Source organism: Parapedobacter sp. (genome assembly GCF_053550995.1).
The window spans coordinates 1-19751 of record NZ_JBMQOC010000057.1 but is presented as its reverse complement, the minus strand read 5'-3'; the positions used below and the strand labels follow the sequence as shown (position 1 = coordinate 19751).

General features: G+C 49.7%; 18 protein-coding genes and 1 pseudogene. 6 read left to right on the top strand and 13 right to left on the bottom strand.

Annotated elements, in window-relative coordinates:
- The first annotated feature begins 2 nt into the window (after nt 1–2).
- Complete coding sequence (locus ACO1NT_RS08085) at nt 3–764, top strand: 4'-phosphopantetheinyl transferase family protein (protein WP_449048045.1); 762 nt, start codon at nt 3–5, stop codon at nt 762–764.
- 10 nt (nt 765–774) lie between these two features.
- On the opposite strand, the gene ACO1NT_RS08080 is transcribed toward ACO1NT_RS08085, so the two are convergent.
- Nucleotides 775–1962, bottom strand: a complete 1188-nt coding sequence (locus tag ACO1NT_RS08080) for a glycosyltransferase family 2 protein (protein ID WP_449048044.1) — start codon at nt 1960–1962, stop codon at nt 775–777.
- 78 nt (nt 1963–2040) lie between these two features.
- On the bottom strand, nt 2041–2508 hold the full coding sequence (locus ACO1NT_RS08075) for an NUDIX domain-containing protein (protein ID WP_449048043.1): 468 nt from the start codon (nt 2506–2508) through the stop codon (nt 2041–2043).
- Between the two features lie 101 nt (nt 2509–2609).
- Here ACO1NT_RS08075 and ACO1NT_RS08070 point away from each other — a divergent pair, with 101 nt between their 5' ends.
- Nucleotides 2610–3605, top strand: coding sequence for an acyl-ACP desaturase (locus ACO1NT_RS08070; RefSeq protein ID WP_449048041.1), 996 nt, complete (start codon nt 2610–2612; stop codon nt 3603–3605).
- Nucleotides 3606–3618: 13 nt separating this feature from the next.
- Here ACO1NT_RS08070 and ACO1NT_RS08065 read toward each other — a convergent pair whose 3' ends face one another.
- The 4 genes and pseudogenes from ACO1NT_RS08065 to glmM form a co-directional block, all read right to left on the bottom strand.
- Nucleotides 3619–4182 carry a DUF1543 domain-containing protein gene (locus tag ACO1NT_RS08065; RefSeq protein WP_449048040.1) on the bottom strand — a complete coding sequence of 188 codons (564 nt, stop codon included), beginning with the start codon at nt 4180–4182 and terminating at the stop codon, nt 3619–3621.
- Nucleotides 4175–5107 (bottom strand): citrulline utilization hydrolase CtlX, encoded by a 933-nt coding sequence (gene ctlX / locus ACO1NT_RS08060; RefSeq protein ID WP_449048038.1) that lies wholly within the window; start codon nt 5105–5107, stop codon nt 4175–4177. Before ctlX ends, ACO1NT_RS08065 begins: the two co-directional genes overlap by 8 nt.
- Nucleotides 5108–5123: 16 nt before the next feature.
- Nucleotides 5124–6569, bottom strand: coding sequence for an arginine deiminase family protein (locus ACO1NT_RS08055; protein WP_449048037.1), 1446 nt, complete (start codon nt 6567–6569; stop codon nt 5124–5126).
- 513 nt (nt 6570–7082) lie between these two features.
- Nucleotides 7083–8465 (bottom strand): annotated as a pseudogene (gene glmM, locus ACO1NT_RS08050) (phosphoglucosamine mutase).
- Between the two features lie 90 nt (nt 8466–8555).
- Between glmM and ACO1NT_RS08045 the strand changes: the two are divergent.
- Together ACO1NT_RS08045 and ACO1NT_RS08040 are read left to right on the top strand one after the other, a co-directional pair.
- Nucleotides 8556–9140 (top strand): phosphatase PAP2 family protein, encoded by a 585-nt coding sequence (locus ACO1NT_RS08045; RefSeq protein ID WP_449048036.1) that lies wholly within the window; start codon nt 8556–8558, stop codon nt 9138–9140.
- Nucleotides 9137–9880, top strand: coding sequence for a ZIP family metal transporter (locus ACO1NT_RS08040; protein ID WP_449048034.1), 744 nt, complete (start codon nt 9137–9139; stop codon nt 9878–9880). Before ACO1NT_RS08045 ends, ACO1NT_RS08040 begins: the two co-directional genes overlap by 4 nt.
- Before the next feature lie 16 nt (nt 9881–9896).
- Here ACO1NT_RS08040 and ACO1NT_RS08035 read toward each other — a convergent pair whose 3' ends face one another.
- The 5 genes from ACO1NT_RS08035 to ACO1NT_RS08015 form a co-directional block, all read right to left on the bottom strand.
- Nucleotides 9897–10370, bottom strand: coding sequence for a MarR family winged helix-turn-helix transcriptional regulator (locus ACO1NT_RS08035; RefSeq protein ID WP_449048033.1), 474 nt, complete (start codon nt 10368–10370; stop codon nt 9897–9899).
- Entirely contained in the window at nt 10367–11134 is a 768-nt protein-coding gene (locus ACO1NT_RS08030; RefSeq protein WP_449048032.1) for a menaquinone biosynthetic enzyme MqnA/MqnD family protein, read from the bottom strand. Before ACO1NT_RS08030 ends, ACO1NT_RS08035 begins: the two co-directional genes overlap by 4 nt.
- Before the next feature lie 6 nt (nt 11135–11140).
- Nucleotides 11141–11761, bottom strand: coding sequence for a histidine phosphatase family protein (locus ACO1NT_RS08025; RefSeq protein ID WP_449048031.1), 621 nt, complete (start codon nt 11759–11761; stop codon nt 11141–11143).
- Between the two features lie 10 nt (nt 11762–11771).
- Entirely contained in the window at nt 11772–12980 is a 1209-nt protein-coding gene (gene mqnE, locus ACO1NT_RS08020) for an aminofutalosine synthase MqnE (RefSeq protein ID WP_449048029.1), read from the bottom strand.
- 72 nt (nt 12981–13052) lie between these two features.
- Entirely contained in the window at nt 13053–14870 is a 1818-nt protein-coding gene (locus ACO1NT_RS08015; RefSeq protein WP_449048028.1) for an ABC transporter ATP-binding protein, read from the bottom strand.
- A gap of 108 nt (nt 14871–14978) precedes the next feature.
- Between ACO1NT_RS08015 and ACO1NT_RS08010 the strand changes: the two genes are divergently transcribed.
- The gene (locus ACO1NT_RS08010; protein WP_449048026.1) at nt 14979–16160 is read left to right on the top strand and encodes a pyridoxal phosphate-dependent aminotransferase; all 1182 of its coding nucleotides are present in this window, start codon (nt 14979–14981) and stop codon (nt 16158–16160) included.
- 18 nt (nt 16161–16178) lie between these two features.
- Entirely contained in the window at nt 16179–17018 is an 840-nt protein-coding gene (locus tag ACO1NT_RS08005) for a prephenate dehydrogenase (protein ID WP_449048025.1), read from the top strand.
- Between the two features lie 69 nt (nt 17019–17087).
- On the opposite strand, the gene ACO1NT_RS08000 is transcribed toward ACO1NT_RS08005, so the two are convergent.
- The gene (locus ACO1NT_RS08000; protein WP_449048023.1) at nt 17088–19037 is read right to left on the bottom strand and encodes an OmpA family protein; all 1950 of its coding nucleotides are present in this window, start codon (nt 19035–19037) and stop codon (nt 17088–17090) included.
- Nucleotides 19038–19080: 43 nt separating this feature from the next.
- Nucleotides 19081–19751, bottom strand: a 671-nt coding sequence (locus ACO1NT_RS07995; RefSeq protein ID WP_449048022.1) for a PorP/SprF family type IX secretion system membrane protein, incomplete at its 5' end; no start/stop codon positions are given.

Genomic DNA, 19751 nt, shown 5'->3' with positions numbered 1-19751 from the left:
CGATGGGAAGCACGACAATTATATCAACCTGGATAAATGAACCGCAATGGACCGACGGCCGGTCAATTGCACAGGGCTCCCGCTGCGCTCCGTACCCGAGCTTATGGCTAATTGACCCGGAGCGGGCCAACGATATACTTATCGATCGGCACAATGTAACATTGGGTAAGGATGAATTGGCCCGCGCAGCCCGATTCCATCAGCCTCGCCATCAAACCCGTTACAAAATGGCCCACACATTGCTGAGGATTTTGCTTGCGGATATCACCCACTCAAAGCCTTCAAGCCTCCAATTTATTGCCGGGCACCACAACAAGCCGAAGTTACTGAATGAACAAGCCCCTTCGATTGCCTTTAATCTTTCCTACACCGAAAACAAATTGATGATCGTGATCGCCGATGGGGCCGATGTGGGCGTTGATATCGAATGGTTGCACCGGCCCATTGCCATTGATGACATGTTGGAGGCATGTTTTTCAAGCAACGAAATCGACTATATTAATTCGAAACAACACGGCGTGCGTAATCGATTTTTTACCTTATGGACCCGGAAAGAAGCCATACTGAAGTTGACCGGTGAGGGTATTGGCGAGCATCTCCCTTTATTCGAAGTCCTTGATGGCACCTGCATAACGAAGAAGGAAATTATCGGTGGTAACCCGCCGGATAGGATTCACCTTTATTCGTTTGCTATTGACGATGGATACATAGCCTGCTACGCGGCATCCGAACCATTGGATAAGGTACCGGTCTACCTTATATGAAACATTCCCCTTACGCAGGCGATTGTTTACGGCTTGACCGTTCCCAGACAGCGCTTTGGCCGCCACCTAAATGCCTGATGATACCAGCCATTACCGCATAATTCATTACGCAAAAGTAGTAGGGAATAAACAACACCTTCACGCGCAATGCCCTTCGTTCAAGCAACAACCCCACAACAGCACATAAATAGAACGCTAATTGCCCATAAAACAATAGGGAGTACAGTCCGCCGGCACCACGGCCATACAAGAGCGCATTGAGCATAAAAACGACCACAAGCAATATCGGTGTCACCGTCCAACGCAATACCCGGTGGCTGACATATTGGAACGCCAATACCGGATCGAAAAAAGGATTCGGTGCGTGCCGTAAACGCAGAATGGACTGAATACCACCCGCAGCGATACGGATTTTCCGCTTCAGCTCTTCTTCAACGTTCTCAGACGCCATTTCAATCGCATAAGCCTTGGGTTCATAAACCACCCGGTATCCCCGCTCAGCAATACGCATGGAAATCATAAAATCATCCAAAACGGTATCGGCCGGAACAGGCTCATACAAGTCGCTTCGTATGCTGAATAGTTCACCGGCACTTCCCACCACGGTATGCAGCGCTGAGTCCCAACGCTTTAAAGCCGATTCGTACTTCCAGTAAAACCCTTCACCAGCGGCGCTGGCATCCGCCTTCGTGTCCGCGTATACCCTTTTCTCGCCAGCCACCGCACCGACTCCCGGGTCTTGATAAAGCTTGCAGAGTTCCAGCAAAGCGGTATCATTCAATAATGTGTTCGCGTCTGTAAAAATGACAATATCAGTGGTGACCTGCTGCATCGCCCTGTGCACGGCCGCAATCTTTCCGCCACGACCATCGATATGCAGCAATTTGATCTGCGGAAACCGCCTCACAATGGCCGGCGTCGCATCCGTAGAACCGTCGGTAACAAAACAGTACTCGATTTTCCCACTTGGATATTGTAATGCTAGCGTATTGTGGATTTTCTCTTCAATAACGGACGCTTCATTATATGCGGCTACAATAATGGTACACGATGGCAATCGTGCGCTGTCGCCGGCCAAAAGTATTTCCTGTGCAGGCGCAATCAGCTGTTTCAACCGCGAAAGTATGTACAGCACCATGCCATAACCGATATAGGTATAGCCAATGATAAACAGACTAATCCAAAAGAAAATTTCCATCGACACCGCTTTATGAATAACAGCGCGAAAGTATCAATTTATCCGGTGCGACGGTGCTATTTGAGGCTCGCTACCCGTTTAAAAATGTAAACCGTGGCTTTTTTCCGACAAAAACACACGCCAGGCGATGCGGTCCATCTCAAAGGTAAGGTCCCCTTCGTTCAATTTGCCGACGGGTATCCAGCGAAACACCTGGTCAATGGGGTTACCCACCTCAAAATCGAATGCTTTCTCACTGAAACGGCAATTGAATGGGGTTTTATTCTTGACGAGGTAATACACGGCAAGGACTTGGCTGTCGTTAAACGCCGATTTTATAAACACATCCGTGGTATGAATGTGCCGCAAAATATCAATCTCAATATGGCACTCTTCTTTAAACTCCCGCATAAGTCCATCCGCGAGCCCCTCACCATATTCCAACCCACCGCCCGGAAACTTGCTAAATTCCATACCATATTCACGTTCGTCACTGATCAGTACCTCCCGGCTCTCATTCACCAAGATGCCATATACGCGTATATTGAAAAGACCATTCATCATCATTACTCAAAACTACAGTTTAATTGTGATTCTTGTCATATTTTAAATATAATCGAATGGTTAAAAAAACATTTCCATCCCATTTGCCTATCTTTGCATAGACTATGCAATTGACACAACAAATACCTGAAGGATCGCGGAAAGAGGTAATGGCTTACTTGGAGCCGTTCATGCTTCATGACATGAGTGAGTACCTGAAGCCCGTAGAACAAATGTGGCAACCCGCAGACCTGCTTCCCGATTCTTCGCGCGATACGTTTTTCGAAGAAGTAAGGGATTTACAGGAAAGTGCCCGGGAGCTATCCTATGATTTGGTAGCCGTACTGATCGGCGACACCATTACCGAAGAAGCCCTGCCCACCTACGAGTCATGGCTCACCATGGTCGAAGATGTCAACAAAAACGAACAAGGTGGGTGGATGAAATGGGTGCGTGCATGGACCGCTGAAGAAAACCGGCATGGCGATTTGCTTAACAAATACCTATACCTCTCCGGACGCGTAAACATGCGGGAGATGGAAATTTCCACCCAATACCTGTTGCAGGATGGTATTGAAATCGGCACCGGCAACGACCCGTACCGCAATTTTATCTATACCTCTTTCCAGGAATTGGCCACCAACGTATCGCACCGGCGGGTAGCAGCCTTTTCGAAAAAGGATGGTGATAAGCTTTTGGCAAAGATGTGCGGTGTGATTGCTGCTGACGAAGCTCGCCATGCGAAAGCCTACATGTCGTTCATTTCCAAAGCAATCGAAGTAGACCCCAGCGAAGTTATGCTGGCATTTGAAGACATGATGAGAAAAAAAATTGTCATGCCTGCCCATATGTTACGCGAATCGGGCGAGCCGCAAGGGGAAGCCTTCACCCATTTCTCAGACGCTGCCCAACGACTCGGCGTATATACCGCCATCGATTATGTCGACATTCTCAAAGAGTTGCTCCGCGAATGGAAGGTCGAGTCGGTCAAGGAATTAAATGAAGCCGGTGAGCGTGCCCGCGACTACCTTGTGCGTCTGCCCGACCGCTTGCTACGTCTCGCCGACAGGATGAAGATCCCTGAAAAAAGCTATAGCTTTAAGTGGATACATGCGAGGTAGGGTTCCGATTTTCTCAATGGCTAACCAATTTGCTCAGCTTGAGGTACCCCGGGTGCAGTTCATCTGCAACTTGGGTAGAACTGGACGGTTCGATTATGACCACATATTTTTCTTTTAAGTGAGACGCTAATACTTCCTCGATTTCGTAAACGTCATCTACGTCAATCCCGTATTTATCATCGATATGGGATGAAATGCGATGTTTCCAAAAGGTTTGCTCCTTCGCTTGCCGGATAGCCACCGCGGCCGTTAGGCCCACCGACAGGCATTTATAATGGTATTCTTCAAAATCATTTTCTTTATAACCTCCTAGGTTAATAAAGAACAGTTTCCGTTGGTCTTCGGCTTCCAGCACACTGCTTCTTAAACCAATCGAAACGCTATAGTCATCCACTGCGCTCACTTCGCGCCAAGCATCGATATGGATCTCGCCGGCAGCCTCCGGCCAAAAATCGATCATATCCGGCACCAGATCGTTCAACGAGTTTCCTATTCCGAAGAAAACATCGTGTTGTTCGGTGTGTCTGCCCCGGGGCTTGCAGCCAAGCAACAACATGTACAATTTCAAATCAGCCATGTTCAACCATTAGAGGTAAATAAACTTCAGCCATCATGCATCTGGCGCTACCGCCACCATTTCGCTCAATCGTGTCCAACGGCGAATGGATGATGGGATTGAACGATTCCAGCAAGTTTACCTGCTTTGGCCAAAGCGAGCCAAATGCCTGCGATGACATAACAAGGTAATGCTTACCACGGTTATTTTCAACTTGCAGCATGTTACCTGCAAAAGACGTCATTTGCTCATGGCTGATGGTTACAATCGTTTTCCCCGACGCCGTCAACGTATCGGCAACCCGTTTGCGGTCGGCTATGGAAATAGCTCCCTCGTTGAGGACCACATACCTATCGGCCACACACATCATTACATTGGTGTGGTAGATGGCGGTGCCACCGCTATCTGCCGCATCGAAAACAATTGGTGTATACCCCAACCGTCTACAGACGTCCCGCAATAACGCCTCGTCGGTACGGGGTGAGCGGCACGCATACGCCACCCGATTTTCCCGGTCGAGCACAAAGCTACCGGTTCCCTCTAGAAACCGCCCATCGATTTCGTTCGTACTGAGATCAATCTCCTGTTGCACCGAAAACCGGCTTTTTATAGCAGATATTACTGCCCGCTTGCGTTCCAACCGCCTGTTTTCTGCGAACATCGGGTATAACACCATCGAACCATCACCATGGAAAGACACCCAATTGTTTGGAAAGATGCTGTCTGGTGTATGCGGTTCTGGACTGTCCTGCACAACCATTACATCGATATCATGCTGCCGCAACTTTCCCACGATGGCATCAAATTCGTGAAGCGCCTGCTGCTGTATAGCGGCGGCGTTTTGTTCGGGGCGCCGCTGGAAGGCATTATTGCCTGCGGTCTGTGAATTGTAGCCGAATCGTATCGGCCGAATCATCAGTATCGTCATCGTGTTATTTCTCCTCATTACCCCGTGCCGCAAATCAATCTCGTAATAACGGCATACTCATGCAGTGGAACCCACCCCTCGCCCGCGATAATTCCGCAGACGGCATCAGCACCAACGTATCGGCTAAGTCGCCCGCCTTCACCCTACCCGACTCCAGGTCGGCCAACAAATCGTGGACGTCCACGACGTCAAATCCAATTGCCCGGAATGCCTCCGTGGTTTTATCATTGCGGTCATACCCCAATACCACTCCCTCTTGGATAGCAAGCACGTTGCAGCTATCGGTCCATTGCTCACGGGCATCGTATGGGAATTCATTGTTCCCCGACATAATGATGCTGACACCCTCCGGTGCGGAGCCGAGGTCAGTGACACTGATGTCTACCAGCAATGCTTCCAGCGATTGGAAACGCTGCGGATTGGACAAATTCCCTTTTTCAAATTGCAAAATCTCCAAATCATCGGCACGGTGCTGCTGGATACGCAGGGCCCGATGCACAGCATCCGCCTGCGAACCGGCCATGCTTTGAGTCGAAAAATCACCCAGCATGACCCAAACATTCCGTTTTACCTGCGTAAAAACCGTGTCGATATGCATATAATCGCGTTTGTGCGGGATTTTTACGATGGTCGCTTTCTGTACAACATCCTTGTCAAACAAGCGCCGCACCGCTTGTGCAGCCGCCTCACGCGTCGTACGTTCACTCACCCCAATCAATACGTGGTTAGGGCTAACCACCATGACATCCCCCCCTTCCAGTGTCACGCGCTCCATCTCGGCGTCATTGGGCAATAGGAAATGGTGCTGCGTATCGGTGAGCTCGATCACCTTATCGTGATAATTAGCAAAAAGGGGATGGTGATAAAAAATATACTTGGCGATCAACGCCTCCCGTTTGCGGGCTTCCTTCATCGGCTTGTTGAGCAGGATATGGTCATTGATGACAATGCCGATATCCCGGGTAAAGATAAAGTTAGGGATCGGTGGGAAAATCATCTCTCGTTCGTCGGGCGTTCCACTGAAGAACACTCGCGCCAGCGTGGCGGGGGTATACCCCATCAGCTCCCTTTGCACATCGTAACTACAGGCTTCGATAGCGCAGACAGAAGCGACCAACTGGCTTTTGATGGATGTTTCAGCAAGGATATCCGCCAGCAAGACCTGTAATTCGATGACGTGCCGGGAGTTGTAAAAATCCGGATGATCGGGTTTGAAGAAATTGCGATGGTAGCCGGGCGCATCGATTTCTGCCAATCGCCCCTTGATCTTACCTTCATCCAAAAAATATAGCAGTAGTTTGATGTAATAATCATACTCATTCCGACGGATGGTGTCTAAATGCACAATGTCTTCGAACAACCAGTCCTGTGCTTTGGAAGGTACAACCTTGCCGAGGCCGCTATCCGGACTGTGCACCAGCACTTTTCGCAATCGACCGGTTTCGGAAGAGACATTGAAGGTATCGGTGTATCGCTTCATAAGGATTCTTCAAAAAACTGCAAGATACTAAAATTTATATTTTGCCTCTGAAGGGCAAAATGAAATATAACATCAGCGCTATGTCGTATCTCATGAAACCTATGTAATGTGACACAAAACTTATGCAGTATTACATGAGGACTATGCTGCATTACATGATACCTATGTCGTATTACATGATACCTATGTCGTATTACATGATGCCTACGCAGCACTACATGAAACCTATGTCGTATTACATGGAGCCTTTGAAGTACTACATGAAACCTATGTCGTATTATATGAAAGCTATGCGGTACTACATGAAACCTACGTCGTATTACATAAAAGCTATGCGGTACTACATAAAACCTATGTAGTACTACATGAAACCTATGTCGTACTACATGAAACCTATGTCGTACTACATGAAACCTATGTCGTACTACATGAAACCTATGTAGTACTACATGAAACCTATGCTGTACTACATGAAACCTATGTCGTATTACCTAAGCGCTATGTCGTATTACCTCACTGTAAAATATTCTCGATTTCCGTGATAATGCGCGATGCAATCGCCTCCGCACGTTCCGGCGTAGGGCCTTCCGAGTAGATCCGGATAATCGGCTCGGTATTGGATTTGCGTAGGTGCACCCACTCTTCCTCGAAGTCAATTTTGAGTCCGTCGATGGTGCTATGGGGCGTGTCCTTATATTTCTGCTGCATCTTAGCCAGCAGGTCGTCGATATCCAACCCCGGCGTGAGGGTTATTTTATTTTTTGACATGTAGTACTGCGGGTAGCTTACCCGGAGTTCGGATATGCGCTTGCCGCTTTTGGCCAAATGGGTGAGAAAAAGCGCGATGCCAACCAAGGCATCCCGTCCGTAGTGGACTTCCGGCTAGATCACCCCCCCGTTACCCTCACCGCCAATCACAGCCCCTACGTCTTTCATTTTCGTGACTACATTCACTTCGCCCACCGCGGCGGCATGGTATTGCCCACCCCTATCAGCGGTCACGTCACGCAATGCCCTTGTGGAGGAAAGGTTGGATACCGTATTCCCCGGTGTATGCTGCAGAACATAATCGCTAACGGCCACCAAGGTGTATTCTTCACCGAACATCTGGCCATCCTCCATTACAAAACAGAGCCGGTCCACGTCAGGGTCCACCGCTATGCCCAAATCGGCATTTTTTTCGATAACCAACGCCGACAAATCCGTCAGGTTCTCTGCCAGCGGCTCGGGATTATGTGGGAAAATCCCATTCGGATCGCAATGGATTTTATGGATGGTTTCAACTCCCAAAGCGGTCAGTAAAGCAGGAACAAAAATCCCTCCGGTAGAGTTGACCGCATCGACCGCAACCTTAAAGCCGGCCGCGCGTATGGCATCCACATCCACCAAAGGCAACGATAACACCTGGTCGACGTGCTTTTGTAAATAACTATCATCTGTGGTAACCTTACCCAAACCACCCACTTCGGCAAAATCAAAATCCAAGCTCTCAGCAATTTCAAGAACGCTCCTACCCGCCTCATCATCAATAAACTCGCCTTTGGCATTGAGCAGTTTCAACGCATTCCATTGCCCCGGGTTATGGCTTGCCGTAAGGATAATACCACCCGCCGCTTGCTCTCCCGGTACAGCAACCTCCACTGTCGGCGTGGTGGAAAGCCCGAGATCCACTACGTCCATCCCAATGCTCTGCAAGGTTCCGACAACCAGGTTTCGTACCATCTCTCCCGAAACACGGGCATCTCGTCCCACCACCATTTTGTTCGACTTAGACTGCCGTTGGATAAAGCGACCGAATGCCGCCGTGAATTTAACAATGTCGATTGGGGTCAGTGCGTCGCCCGTCCTCCCACCAATGGTTCCTCGTATGCCTGAAATGGATTTGATTAATGTCATGTGAAATATCAAGTTTGAGTGTGTAAAAATAGGAATATTGCAGGAATTTAAAATTTATTTTTACTTTTGTTGCAACTTTGTTTAATTTATATGATCGACCAACTTCTATCGTTCGACCAGGATGCATTCTTGGCGATCAACCAAGGGTTGAGCAATGCATTTTTTGATTGGCTGATGCCGATTTTGCGGAATCGCTACACCTGGGCGCCCCTTTATTTGTTCATTATTATTTTCTGCATCAGGAACTATAAGAAAAACGGCCTATATATCATCGCTTTCCTATTAATCACCTTCGGCATTACCGACCACGTTTCCTCGTCCATTATTAAAAAATCGGTGGAGCGGGTACGCCCCTGCCGGGATGTCGAATTTAAAGATCAGGTGAATGTGCTTGTGCGATGCAGCGGTGGTTATAGTTTCACATCGTCTCACGCGGCAAATCATTTCGCCATTGGCGTGGCATTGATTATGGTCTTTTACCGAAGGTGGAAACACATCCTTTGGCTCGGCCTTTCTTGGGCTGCAATCATTAGTTTTGCGCAGGTTTATGTCGGGGTCCACTATCCACTCGATATTATCGGGGGGGCTTTATTGGGAAGCACAATAGGATACCTCACAGGTCTAGGTTTTAGGTATTTAGTTCCCAACCTAACGCCGGTCAAAAACGAAGCATGAGTCCCATTGTCATTATCGCCACCCTGTTTATCTCGGCATTTGCAAGCGGGATAGCTGTATTTTTCGTTAAACGCGATAACACCAATCTGTTGAAGCTGGTTCTTTCATTCAGTGGTGCCTATCTGTTTTCCATTACTGTGCTTCATCTGATTCCGGAAGTCTACCATACCCACAGCTCACATGACCACACCATCGGTTTATTTGTGTTGTTAGGCTTCCTCCTGCAGCTTGGCCTGGAGCAGCTATCGCATGGGGTGGAGCACGGACACATCCACCATTCGGAAAAGGAACACCACTTATTTCCGTTGGGCATCATGATCAGTCTATGCCTGCACGCAATATTAGAAGGTATGCCGTTGGCCGCTGGCCATCAAAGCGCGTTGACCTTCGGGATTGCATTGCATCATGCCCCCGCGTCGTTTGCACTCGGCAGTTTGCTACTCAACACATCGCTGTCGAGAAAAAAAATCACCCTGTTGTTGGCTCTTTTTGCTATTATGACACCATTGGGATACCTCTTCAGTAAAGCAATCAGCTCGGGCGACATGGGACATATCGAGCAGTATTTCGACCGGATTATGGCTGTTGTGATTGGTATCTTCCTTCATATATCCACGACCATCCTGTTTGAGTCGGGATCAGCAGATCACCACAAATTCAACAAAAAGAAAATGGTTGCTGTTATACTAGGTATTTCCGCGTCGCTCTTGAATTTCGTGTTTGCCCCCCACGCGCATTAATCCACACAGGTAGTGGTCAATTATTGACGCCCGTAGAAACATGGCCGCGTAATTTGTCGAGCAGGTTATTCAGTATCCGACATTCCGCTTCGGTAATATTGCCTTCGAGGACATCCATCATGAGCATGCGCTCATCCAAGTCCGTCAAGGTATCCAGCCCTTTCTGGGTAATCAACACATCGACGGCACGGCGATCGATGGAAGAGGTTTTTTTTGACACCAGCCCCTTGGACACCAACCTGTCAACGATACGCGACACATCAGGCGTCTTATCAAGCATGCGCTCCTTGAGCAGGCAATTGGTCGCTGGCGAAGGGTATTGCCCGCGCAGGATGCGGAGGATGTTATATTGCTGCAGCGTAATTTTATGCTTAACGGCCCTGTTTTCCAAAATATCTGTTATCCAATTACTTGTAAACACCACATTAATCGTTGCTTTATGCCGCTCATTGTGAAATTTGCTCGACTGGATTTCGTCTTCGATCTTCATTTGGGTAAGTCTCTCTTGGCCAGTGATTCGGCGGCTTTAGGATCTTCTAATGACTCCATCAATGATAAAAACAGCGCCACCGCTTGTTTCTTTTCCTCATTATACCCATAGTCAATATTCTCCATTAGGTATTGTCGGTAATCGAAATCAATTCTAGGGGGTAATTCGGCGATCAGCGCATCACGTTGATCTAGCCCGAACGCCAACGCATCGTTGAATGCTTGGATAAATGACGATTCCAACGGTTTGTTGGCCACCCATACCGCGAAGGCAAAGGGCAGTCCCGTGAACGCTTGCCAATGCCACGATAAATCATACACATACGGGTGGGCATGTTGCTTTCCAAATGTGCGGTCACCAATTTCCACATAAGCCTCGGCCCCTCCGCTTACCAAGGAGACGGTTTCATTTTTCCAATAATGGCGTAGCAGTATTCTAGCCAAAGTATTGGAGGTTCTAGATTGTCCATCCAAACGGAGCGATTTTATTGCTTCTATCGGCTTCTCACTATAGATAAAAACGGAGTTCACGGCACCGGTTGCACCCAAGCAGTAATCGGAAACAATTTCTGCGTGCGGAATAATTGGCAACGCAGCTACCGGCACGATGCCTAAATCGGCTTCGCCCTGGATCAACTTGTGTGCGCAGGTGCTAGGCACGTCAAGGCTCAACGAAATCGCATCCATCACCGGTGAGTGCTGAAGCCCGTATATAAAGGGCAGCGTGTTCGTGTAGGACACGGCAGATATCTTCACTTTTCCCATAATTAACTATTCCGTAAGCATGTCTGTTAAATGCTCGATATTATAAGCATCCATGATGGAAAACGCTTCTCCATTGTAATGCACTTTGTACAACGCTGTATTGGTATGGGGAAACTCATCCATGGCTGCAATATCCTGTCCAATCAACAAGCACAGAAATACCCGCATCGCCCTACCGTGCATGCATACCAGTACGGTTTTTTCCTCTGGCCTGGAGAGGATATGGTCAAGTGCTTTGCGTTGCCTAGCTGCCAACTGGTTGGGTGTTTCTCCTCCTTCCACCGCCCGGTCCAATTCACCCGTTCGCCAGCATTCCGTCAATTCAACGAAACCCTCCATAATATCGGGGGTTTGCTCTTTTCCCTCGTAGATGCCCCAGCCGATTTCATCAAGACCGGCCAGTTGCTCCGTAGGTATGCCCACGAAGGGTGCCACCGTTTGATGGGTACGCACCAATGTCGAGGTATAAATCTTATCGAAACCTACATTCCGATAGTGGGAATAAAATGCTTCGGCCTGTTTTTTCCCGATTTCGTTCAACGGGGAATCAATGCCCCTACCCTGAACAATCCCCTTTAAATTAAAATCGGTTTGGCCGTGGCGAATAATGTAAAGTGTTTTTTCCAAAAATATGTAGTTATTTATCGTTCAGTACGGGTAATTGATAATAATGCGCTTGCTTGTCAGGGATATCATCGTCAAAGACTACCCCATTGTAATCCGTGATGATATTATACAACGTATCTCGTTCAATGGGGTGTCTCCCCGCTTGTTTAATCAGCATAACCAGTTCCCGCGTCGTCATTGCCGGATGCTGTTCCTCGGCACCGGCCATGGAATAAATCTTTGTCGTATCGTCGAGCGTACCATCGATATCATCCACGCCAAAACTTAACGACAATTGAGCGGTCTCCCGGCTGATCATCGCCCAGTAAGCTTTGATATGCGGGAAATTATCCAAATAAATGCGGCTAATGGCATAATTACGGAGGTCTTCCACCACGGTCGACTCCGGCACATGGGCCATCTGATTGTCCTTGTTACGAAACTTCAATGGAATGAACGTCTGGAAGCCCTTCGTTTTGTCCTGCAGCTGCCGCAAGCGTTCCATGTGGTCCACCCGGTGCCCATACTGTTCGATATGGCCATACAGCATCGTCGCATTGGAGTGCATGCCCAACTTATGCCATTCTTCATGGATCTGCAACCATTGCTCGGCATTGCATTTATCCTTCGCAATCTGGTCCCTGATTTCGGGGTGGAAGATTTCCGCCCCGCCCCCAGGCATAGATTCCAAACCCGCATCTTTCATCATGGCCATACCCGTTGCATAATCTACCTTCGCTTTCTTGAAGATATAATGGTATTCCACCGGTGTCAGCGCCTTTACATGCAGGTTGGGACGGTGCTTTTTGATCGCCGTGAACAGGTCCATGTAAAATGCCATATTATACTGCGGTAATACCCCACCTACGATGTGGACTTCTGTAACCGGCTCCTTGTCGTACGACCTCACGATGTCCAACATTTCTTCCTTCGTCGCTTCCCATCCATCGGCCCGTTCCTTGATGAGTCGCGAATATGAGCAGAATTTACAATCATATACGCACAGGTTGGTAGGTTCGATGTGGAAGTTCCGGTTAAAGTAGGTCACATCGCCATGGAGGCGTTCGCGGATGGCATTTGCCAATACACCGAGATATCCCAGCTCGCCACGCTCGTAGAGCAAAACACCGTCTGCCCGGTCAATCCGCCTACCGTCACGCACCTTAGCCGCAATAACTTTCAAATCATCATCCAGATACTTGTCTTCAAGAAGAAATTTGAGCTTGTTTTCGGCTTCCATACCTCGATATCTTTGACAGCAAAATTAATCAAAATACGGGAGGCATCCAAGTCACGGAATTGCCATATCGGCTCATTCGCCAAACTGCTGCATCTCGATCAATCGTTTGTAAAGCCCCTCGTTGGCCAATAATTGCTGGTGATTGCCCTCTTCTACTATGCGCCCGGCCTCCAACACAATAATATGATCGGCATTCTGAATGGTGCTGAGTCGGTGGGCAATTACCAACGTGGTGCGGTTCTGCATCAGTTTCGCCAGTGCTTCCTGCACCAGCTTCTCCGATTCGGTATCCAAGGCAGAGGTCGCTTCGTCTAGTAACAGGATCGGTGGATTTTTCAAGACGGCTCGGGCAATACAAATCCGCTGGCGTTGACCACCCGATAGCCGCACCCCTCTGTCGCCAATGGATGTCTCGTACCCATTTTCCGTCTCTAGGATGAACTCGTGCGCATTGGCAATCTTGGCCGCCGCGATCACGTCTTCCTGGGTGACGTTATCCGAAGAGAAAGCGATGTTGTTGAATATGGTATCATTAAACAGAAACGAATCTTGGTTTACCAAGCCGATAAGCGCCCGTAGATCGTCTGTAACAAGATCTTTTACATTCACACCATCAACCAACACCTCGCCACCGTCTACATCCATGAACCGTGGAATCAAGTCCATGAGTGTCGATTTCCCACCACCGGAAGGACCGACCAATGCCACCGTCTGTCCTTTAGGTATCTCTACGTTGATGTGGTTAAGCACCTTGCGTTCACCATATGAAAAGTCGACAGTTCGAAGTTCGATTTTTTCACTGAATGCTTTTATGGGTTGTGCGTCTGGTTTTTCAGGAAGCAAATTTTTCTGGTCAATCAAGTCCAGTACACGTTCCCCTGCAGCTATTCCCGAATTGATGTTACTGAATGAATCGGTAAGGGCTTTGGCGGGACGCATGACCTGCGAAAAAATGGCGATGTACATGATGAACGCTTCCGGAGGCAGCTCATCAGACCCGCTCAGTACCAGGTTGCCACCATAAAGCAATACAATGGCAACCATGGTTACCCCCAATAGTTCCGAGACCGGCGAACCCATCTGTTGCCGCCGAACCATCCGCCGGCTTATTTTAGAAAACCGGACATTCTCATTATGGAAGCGGTCTTTGATAAAACGTGTAGCGTTGAACGCTTTGATGATTTTTATCCCCGACAGCGCTTCATCCAGGTAACTAATCATGTTGCCGTAAACCTGTTGAGCCTGGGTAGCCTGTGCTTTGAGCCGCTTAACGATGCGTGAAATGATAAAAGCGGAAAGCGGGATGACTAATACCGAGAACAAAGTCAGTTTGGCGGAAGTCAGAAAGAGGGCGATGATATAAAACATCAACGTAAGCGGTTCTTTAAACAATACCTGCAACGTAGCTGTAACGGAAAACTGCACCACTTGTACATCGGAAGCGATCTTCGAAATGATATCTCCTTTACGCTGGCTGTTGAAATAACCGACATGCAGGTCCATCACGTTATCGAACACAGCCCGGCGTAAATTGAGCAACGTATGAATACGTAGGTTTTCCATAATCCGTTGCGACAGGTAGCGAAACAGATTGGCAAGAAACACCGAACCGATAATGACGAGGCATACCCTTTGCAAGGCTCCATAGGGACCATAAACCTCGATGGCTTCCGTTGCGTAGTACTTGAAGTAAGCCACCATATCTAACCAGCTATCGGGCTGGGTGACATCGCCCCCCTCACTTCCGTAGAACAACGTATGCAGTAGGGGCGCAATCAGTGTGAGGTTAAGCGTAGCAAAGAGAATGCTTAATAACGTCGTGGCCGCGTAGGGAATGGCAAATTTCCCAAGCGGTTTGGCATATGATAGTAATCGGAAATATGTCTTCATCAAGAACTAAACAAGCCGCAAAGCTACCAAAAAAAGAAAGGCCAGCCGAAAAAGCGACCGCTATTATTAATTGGATTTTGCTTAATTTAGTCGCCCAAACGTAAAAAAATGCAGATACAGGTAGCCCAGAGGCTTCAACATACCGAAGAATACTATTTTTCAAGGAAACTACGTGAAATCGAGGCATTAAACCAAACAGGTGAAAAAGTCATCAATTTAGGCATCGGCAGTCCGGATTTGCCTCCGCATCCGACCGTTATAGAAACCCTCAACGAATATGCTTCACGGCCGGACACCCATGCGTATCAGAATTACAAAGGCATCTTACCGCTTCGGCAAGCTGTGGCAGCATGGTACAACCGATGGTACGGCGTATCGCTAGACCCCAACGCCAATGTGCTCCCATTGATCGGCTCTAAGGAAGGCATTGTGCATGTATGTATGACCTACCTACAGGAAGGCGATGAGGCGCTATTTCCCAATCCAGGATACCCGGCTTACGCAGCCGCCGTGCGACTGAGTGGTGCAACGGGCATACCGTATCGTTTGGAAGAAAAGCACGGCTGGTTGCCCAATCTCGATGAATTGGCCAAGCAAGATCTCAGCAAGGTGAAAATAATGTGGTTAAATTATCCGCATATGCCAACGGGAACACCTGCAACAGCGGCCTTTTTCAAGGAGGTGGTTGCCTTTGCGAAACAATACAATATCCTGCTTTGCCACGACAATCCTTACAGCTTCATCTTGAGTGGACAGCCCTTGAGCCTGCTCGCTACCGAAGGAGCGATGGATGTGGCCATTGAGCTCAATTCACTGAGCAAATCATCTAATATGGCTGGTTGGCGAGTGGGCATGCTTGCAGGTGCCGAGGGTCGTATCCAGGAAATCATCCGGTTCAAGAGCAACATGGATTCGGGAATGTTCCTTCCCGTTCAGATGGCAGCAGCGAAGGCGCTATCGTTGGGACATGAATGGTACGAGGAGCTGAATGCCAACTACCGGCGCCGGCGGGAAAAGGTATACCGTCTGTTGGACGCATTGGGATGCACCTATAGCCTTCAACAGGTCGGCCTGTTCGTGTGGGCGAAAATTCCCACTATGCATCCCGATGGGTATGCCCTCAGTGATACCATCCTGCAGCAATCACGGGTCTTCATCACACCCGGTGGTATTTTCGGGGATGGCGGGACCGGTTACATCCGGGTGAGTCTATGTGCTACACCCGCCGTACTGGATGAAGCATACAGCCGTATCGTTCATGCACAGGCAAAAGCGGCCAATAGTTTATAAACGAAGTACAAGATAGCAATGAATATAGCCATTGTTGGCGTAGGGCTTATCGGAGGGTCCATCGCCATCACCCTGAAAGAAAAACAAATCGCCTCGCGAATCATCGGCGTCGACAAAAGCGAAACCAATCTAAAAAAGGCGCTCCAACTGGGATTAATCGATGAGGAGATGACATTGGAAGATGCCGTGGCGGCATGCGATGTGATATTGCTTACCGTGCCGGTAGATGCTATCCTTCATCTGCTTCCCGGTTTACTTGACCAAGTAACCGATCAGGTAATCATTGACATGGGTTCTACCAAAGAACGTATCCTCCAGTCCATCGCAGACCATCCGAAGCGGGGCCGCGTCGTCGCGGCGCACCCCATGGCCGGCACCGAGTATTCCGGACCAGAGGCGGCCGTACCAAATTTGTTTGCTGGCAAGGTGCTGGTATATGTAGATGCCATGAACAGTGATGAAGATGCTTTCGAAACCGTAGACCTTATTGCGGAACAACTAGGCATGCAGACGACTTTTATGAGCGCACATGAGCACGATGTACACACGGCCTATGTGTCACATATTTCGCATATCACTTCGTTCGCACTGGCACTCACGGTACTGGAGAAAGAAAAAGCACAGGGACGGATTTTCGAGTTAGCTGGCTCGGGATTTGAGTCGACAGTGAGGCTTGCCAAAAGCTCTCCTGACATGTGGACCCCTATTTTTATGCAAAACCGGGATAACGTACTTGAAGTGTTACAGGAGCACATCAACCAACTACAGCATGTGCACGATGTGCTTAAAGGTGAGGACTATGAAGCCTTTTACAAACTAATTAAGAAGTCGAACAAAATCCGGCGGATTCTGAAATAAGAATACCTATCATTATAAAGGGGCAGCTGATAACACTGCCCCTTTCGGGTTCCTGGTTGATTGAATTCCCTAATACGCCAACACGGTCACTTCTGTGCGTCGGTTGGCTTGGTGTTCGGCGCGCGAGCAAGGAACGCCATCGGCACATCGGTTTACCAACCGCGTTTCTCCATACCCCTTGGCCACCATCCGCTCGCGTGCTATGCCTCTTGATACCAGATAATCCACGGCCGATTGCGCCCGGCGTTGCGACAGTGCCTCGTTGTAAGCGTTGCTACCCCGGCTATCCGTGTGGCTCGATAGTTCGATTTTCAGTGTCGGGTTGTCGCGCAACGTGCGTACCAATTCGTCAAGTATCACGGCCGCATCGGGCCGGATGTTATGCTTGTCGAAATCGTAATAGATATTTTTCAATTCGAATGTCTGTCCCACTTGGAAGACGGGCTCCAACAGCAATGCCACCTCCAGCGTGTCGGATTTGGTGATGCCCATCGTACTCACCTTGGCCGAATCGGCATGGTAACCTTCTTTTTGGCCCAATACCGTATAGTCCTTATTGCGATCGAGCACGAATTCGAACGTGCCCATGTCATTACTGGCTTTTTTCGCAACAATCTCGCGTACACCATCAAATAGTGTCACGGCCGTGGCCGGCAAACGCTCCCCGGTTGCTTTATCCGATGTGGTCCCTTTCAGGATGATGACGATCTTCGGCTTTTCGTAAGCGAAGGAATAGATGTCATCGCCCCCCTTGCCGCCACGGCGATCGGACGAGAGGAACCCCCGGTATCCGGCTCCGTCTTCTTCGTAGATGAGGTAGGCAAAATCATCGGCGGCGCTATTGACAGGGTAACGGAGATTTTCCGGCGCATCCCATTGGCCTTTGCCGCCGTTGGTGCTGAACACATCGAGCCCACCCATACCGGCTAGGCCATCCGTCGAATAATACAGCGTACCATCGGGCGCAATATTGGGAAATAACTCATCCGCTGCAGTGTTTATCACAGACCCCGCATTCACGGGGACACCCCATGAACCATCTGCTTGCCGCTCGCTGTACCAGATGTCCGTGCCTCCTTGCCCACCGGGCCTATCACTCACGAAGTATAGCACGCTTCCATCGGGCGATAAGGTTGCATGCCCCACAGAATAGGCTTCCACATCGTTATAAGCGAACGGTTCGGCCACCCAAGCGCCATCCATTTTACGGTAGATGTACAATTCCAGCGTGTTGGTCCGGTAGCGGTTCCCGGCCTCTTTCTGTAATGCCACGTCCTTACCTGCGTGTGTGCGCGTAACATACAACGTGTTTCCGTCTTTCTCAGCGGCAACCGGGCCGGCGTGGTATTTCCCATCGTTGATCTCAGCGGATGCCAACGAGGGGTCGCCCAGTGTTCCCGCAGCCGACAATGGCGCCGTGTATATCCGTAAAAAGGCGTTCCCTGTCCAACCATACGTAGCGGCCATGGATGCGCTTGCGGGTTCACCCGCGTAATACACCTCCCCATCCGACGGGAAAACAGAAAATTCGGAGTTGGCTGTGTTCACGGCTGCTTCGTTGCGCAACCTATGCAATGTCGGCGTGGCCAGCCAACGCAACGCCGAATCGCAACCAGCGATCTGCAGGGCCACCGATGACGGATCCCCCGTCCTGGCCGCATAGGCCTCCAGTTGCCGCTTTGCCTCGGCATACTTCCCGTTCACCTTGAGCACCTGCCCGTACATGAGCAGGTTGCCAGCCGATGCCCCTTGCTGTTGGACAACCCGTGCATACCAGTTCTCGGCTGATTCGTAATCATTCATCCGCCAGTAGCTGTCAGCAAGCCGCTCCAGGTCATGCAGGCGTGGCTTACGCGTATCCACCAGTTTTGCATACAGCTTGGCCGCATTCGCGTATTCATACTTCCTGTACAGCTCGTCCGCACGGTCGCGCAGGCTCGGCTGTTCCTGTGAACGGGCGGCTCCGCCCATGCAAAGCAGGACCGTCAGAAAAAACAATTGTTGTAGGTAATGTTTCATGGTAACTGTCTAATGTCTGATATCTGATGTCTCCATATCTCCCCTAAAAAAACCGTGGGCTGAGCACGCGTTGCTCCCTGCGGCCGAGGATAATCCCCAGCGTGATTTCGTGCGAACCGTTCTGTACATTACTCAGCCGGCTCACGATGTGGTCGTAGGAATAACCCACCCGCAACGCATCCGTCAGGTAGAGCTGCGTGATTGCCGAAAACGAATTCCGCCCGCTCAGGCTGTTGCCGCTCACCCGGTTGTACTCCCGCTTGAAAACCGTAACCCCCGTGCGCCACCCCGCACCCAGCCAGAACCGACGGCCGAAGATGAACATTGCGTTCACATCCAGGCTCGTCGGCCCCTTGAAATCCTCCTTCACCAGCAAACTCGGTCGGAAGTCCAGCCCCTTGCCCACGTTGAACAGCGCACCCCCGATGAAGTACAGGTGCCGTTTGCGGCGCAGGTTGTCCGTGGTGGTCCCTTCCCAACGGAAGATGTTGTTGCTCTGGTCGCCCGAAAGCAGGTCCATCACCGATACCCCGGCATACCACTTCGGATTGTAATAATACACCCCGAAGCGCACGTCCGGCACCCAGTTGCTGATCTTGCCTGCCGGGATCGCTTGGTCGCCCCCGTCCACCGGGTCCAGCACAGCCCCATCCAGGCTGTACTGCGTCACCCCAGCGCCGATACCGAAGCTCAGCCGCTGGGTGTCTTCTTCGT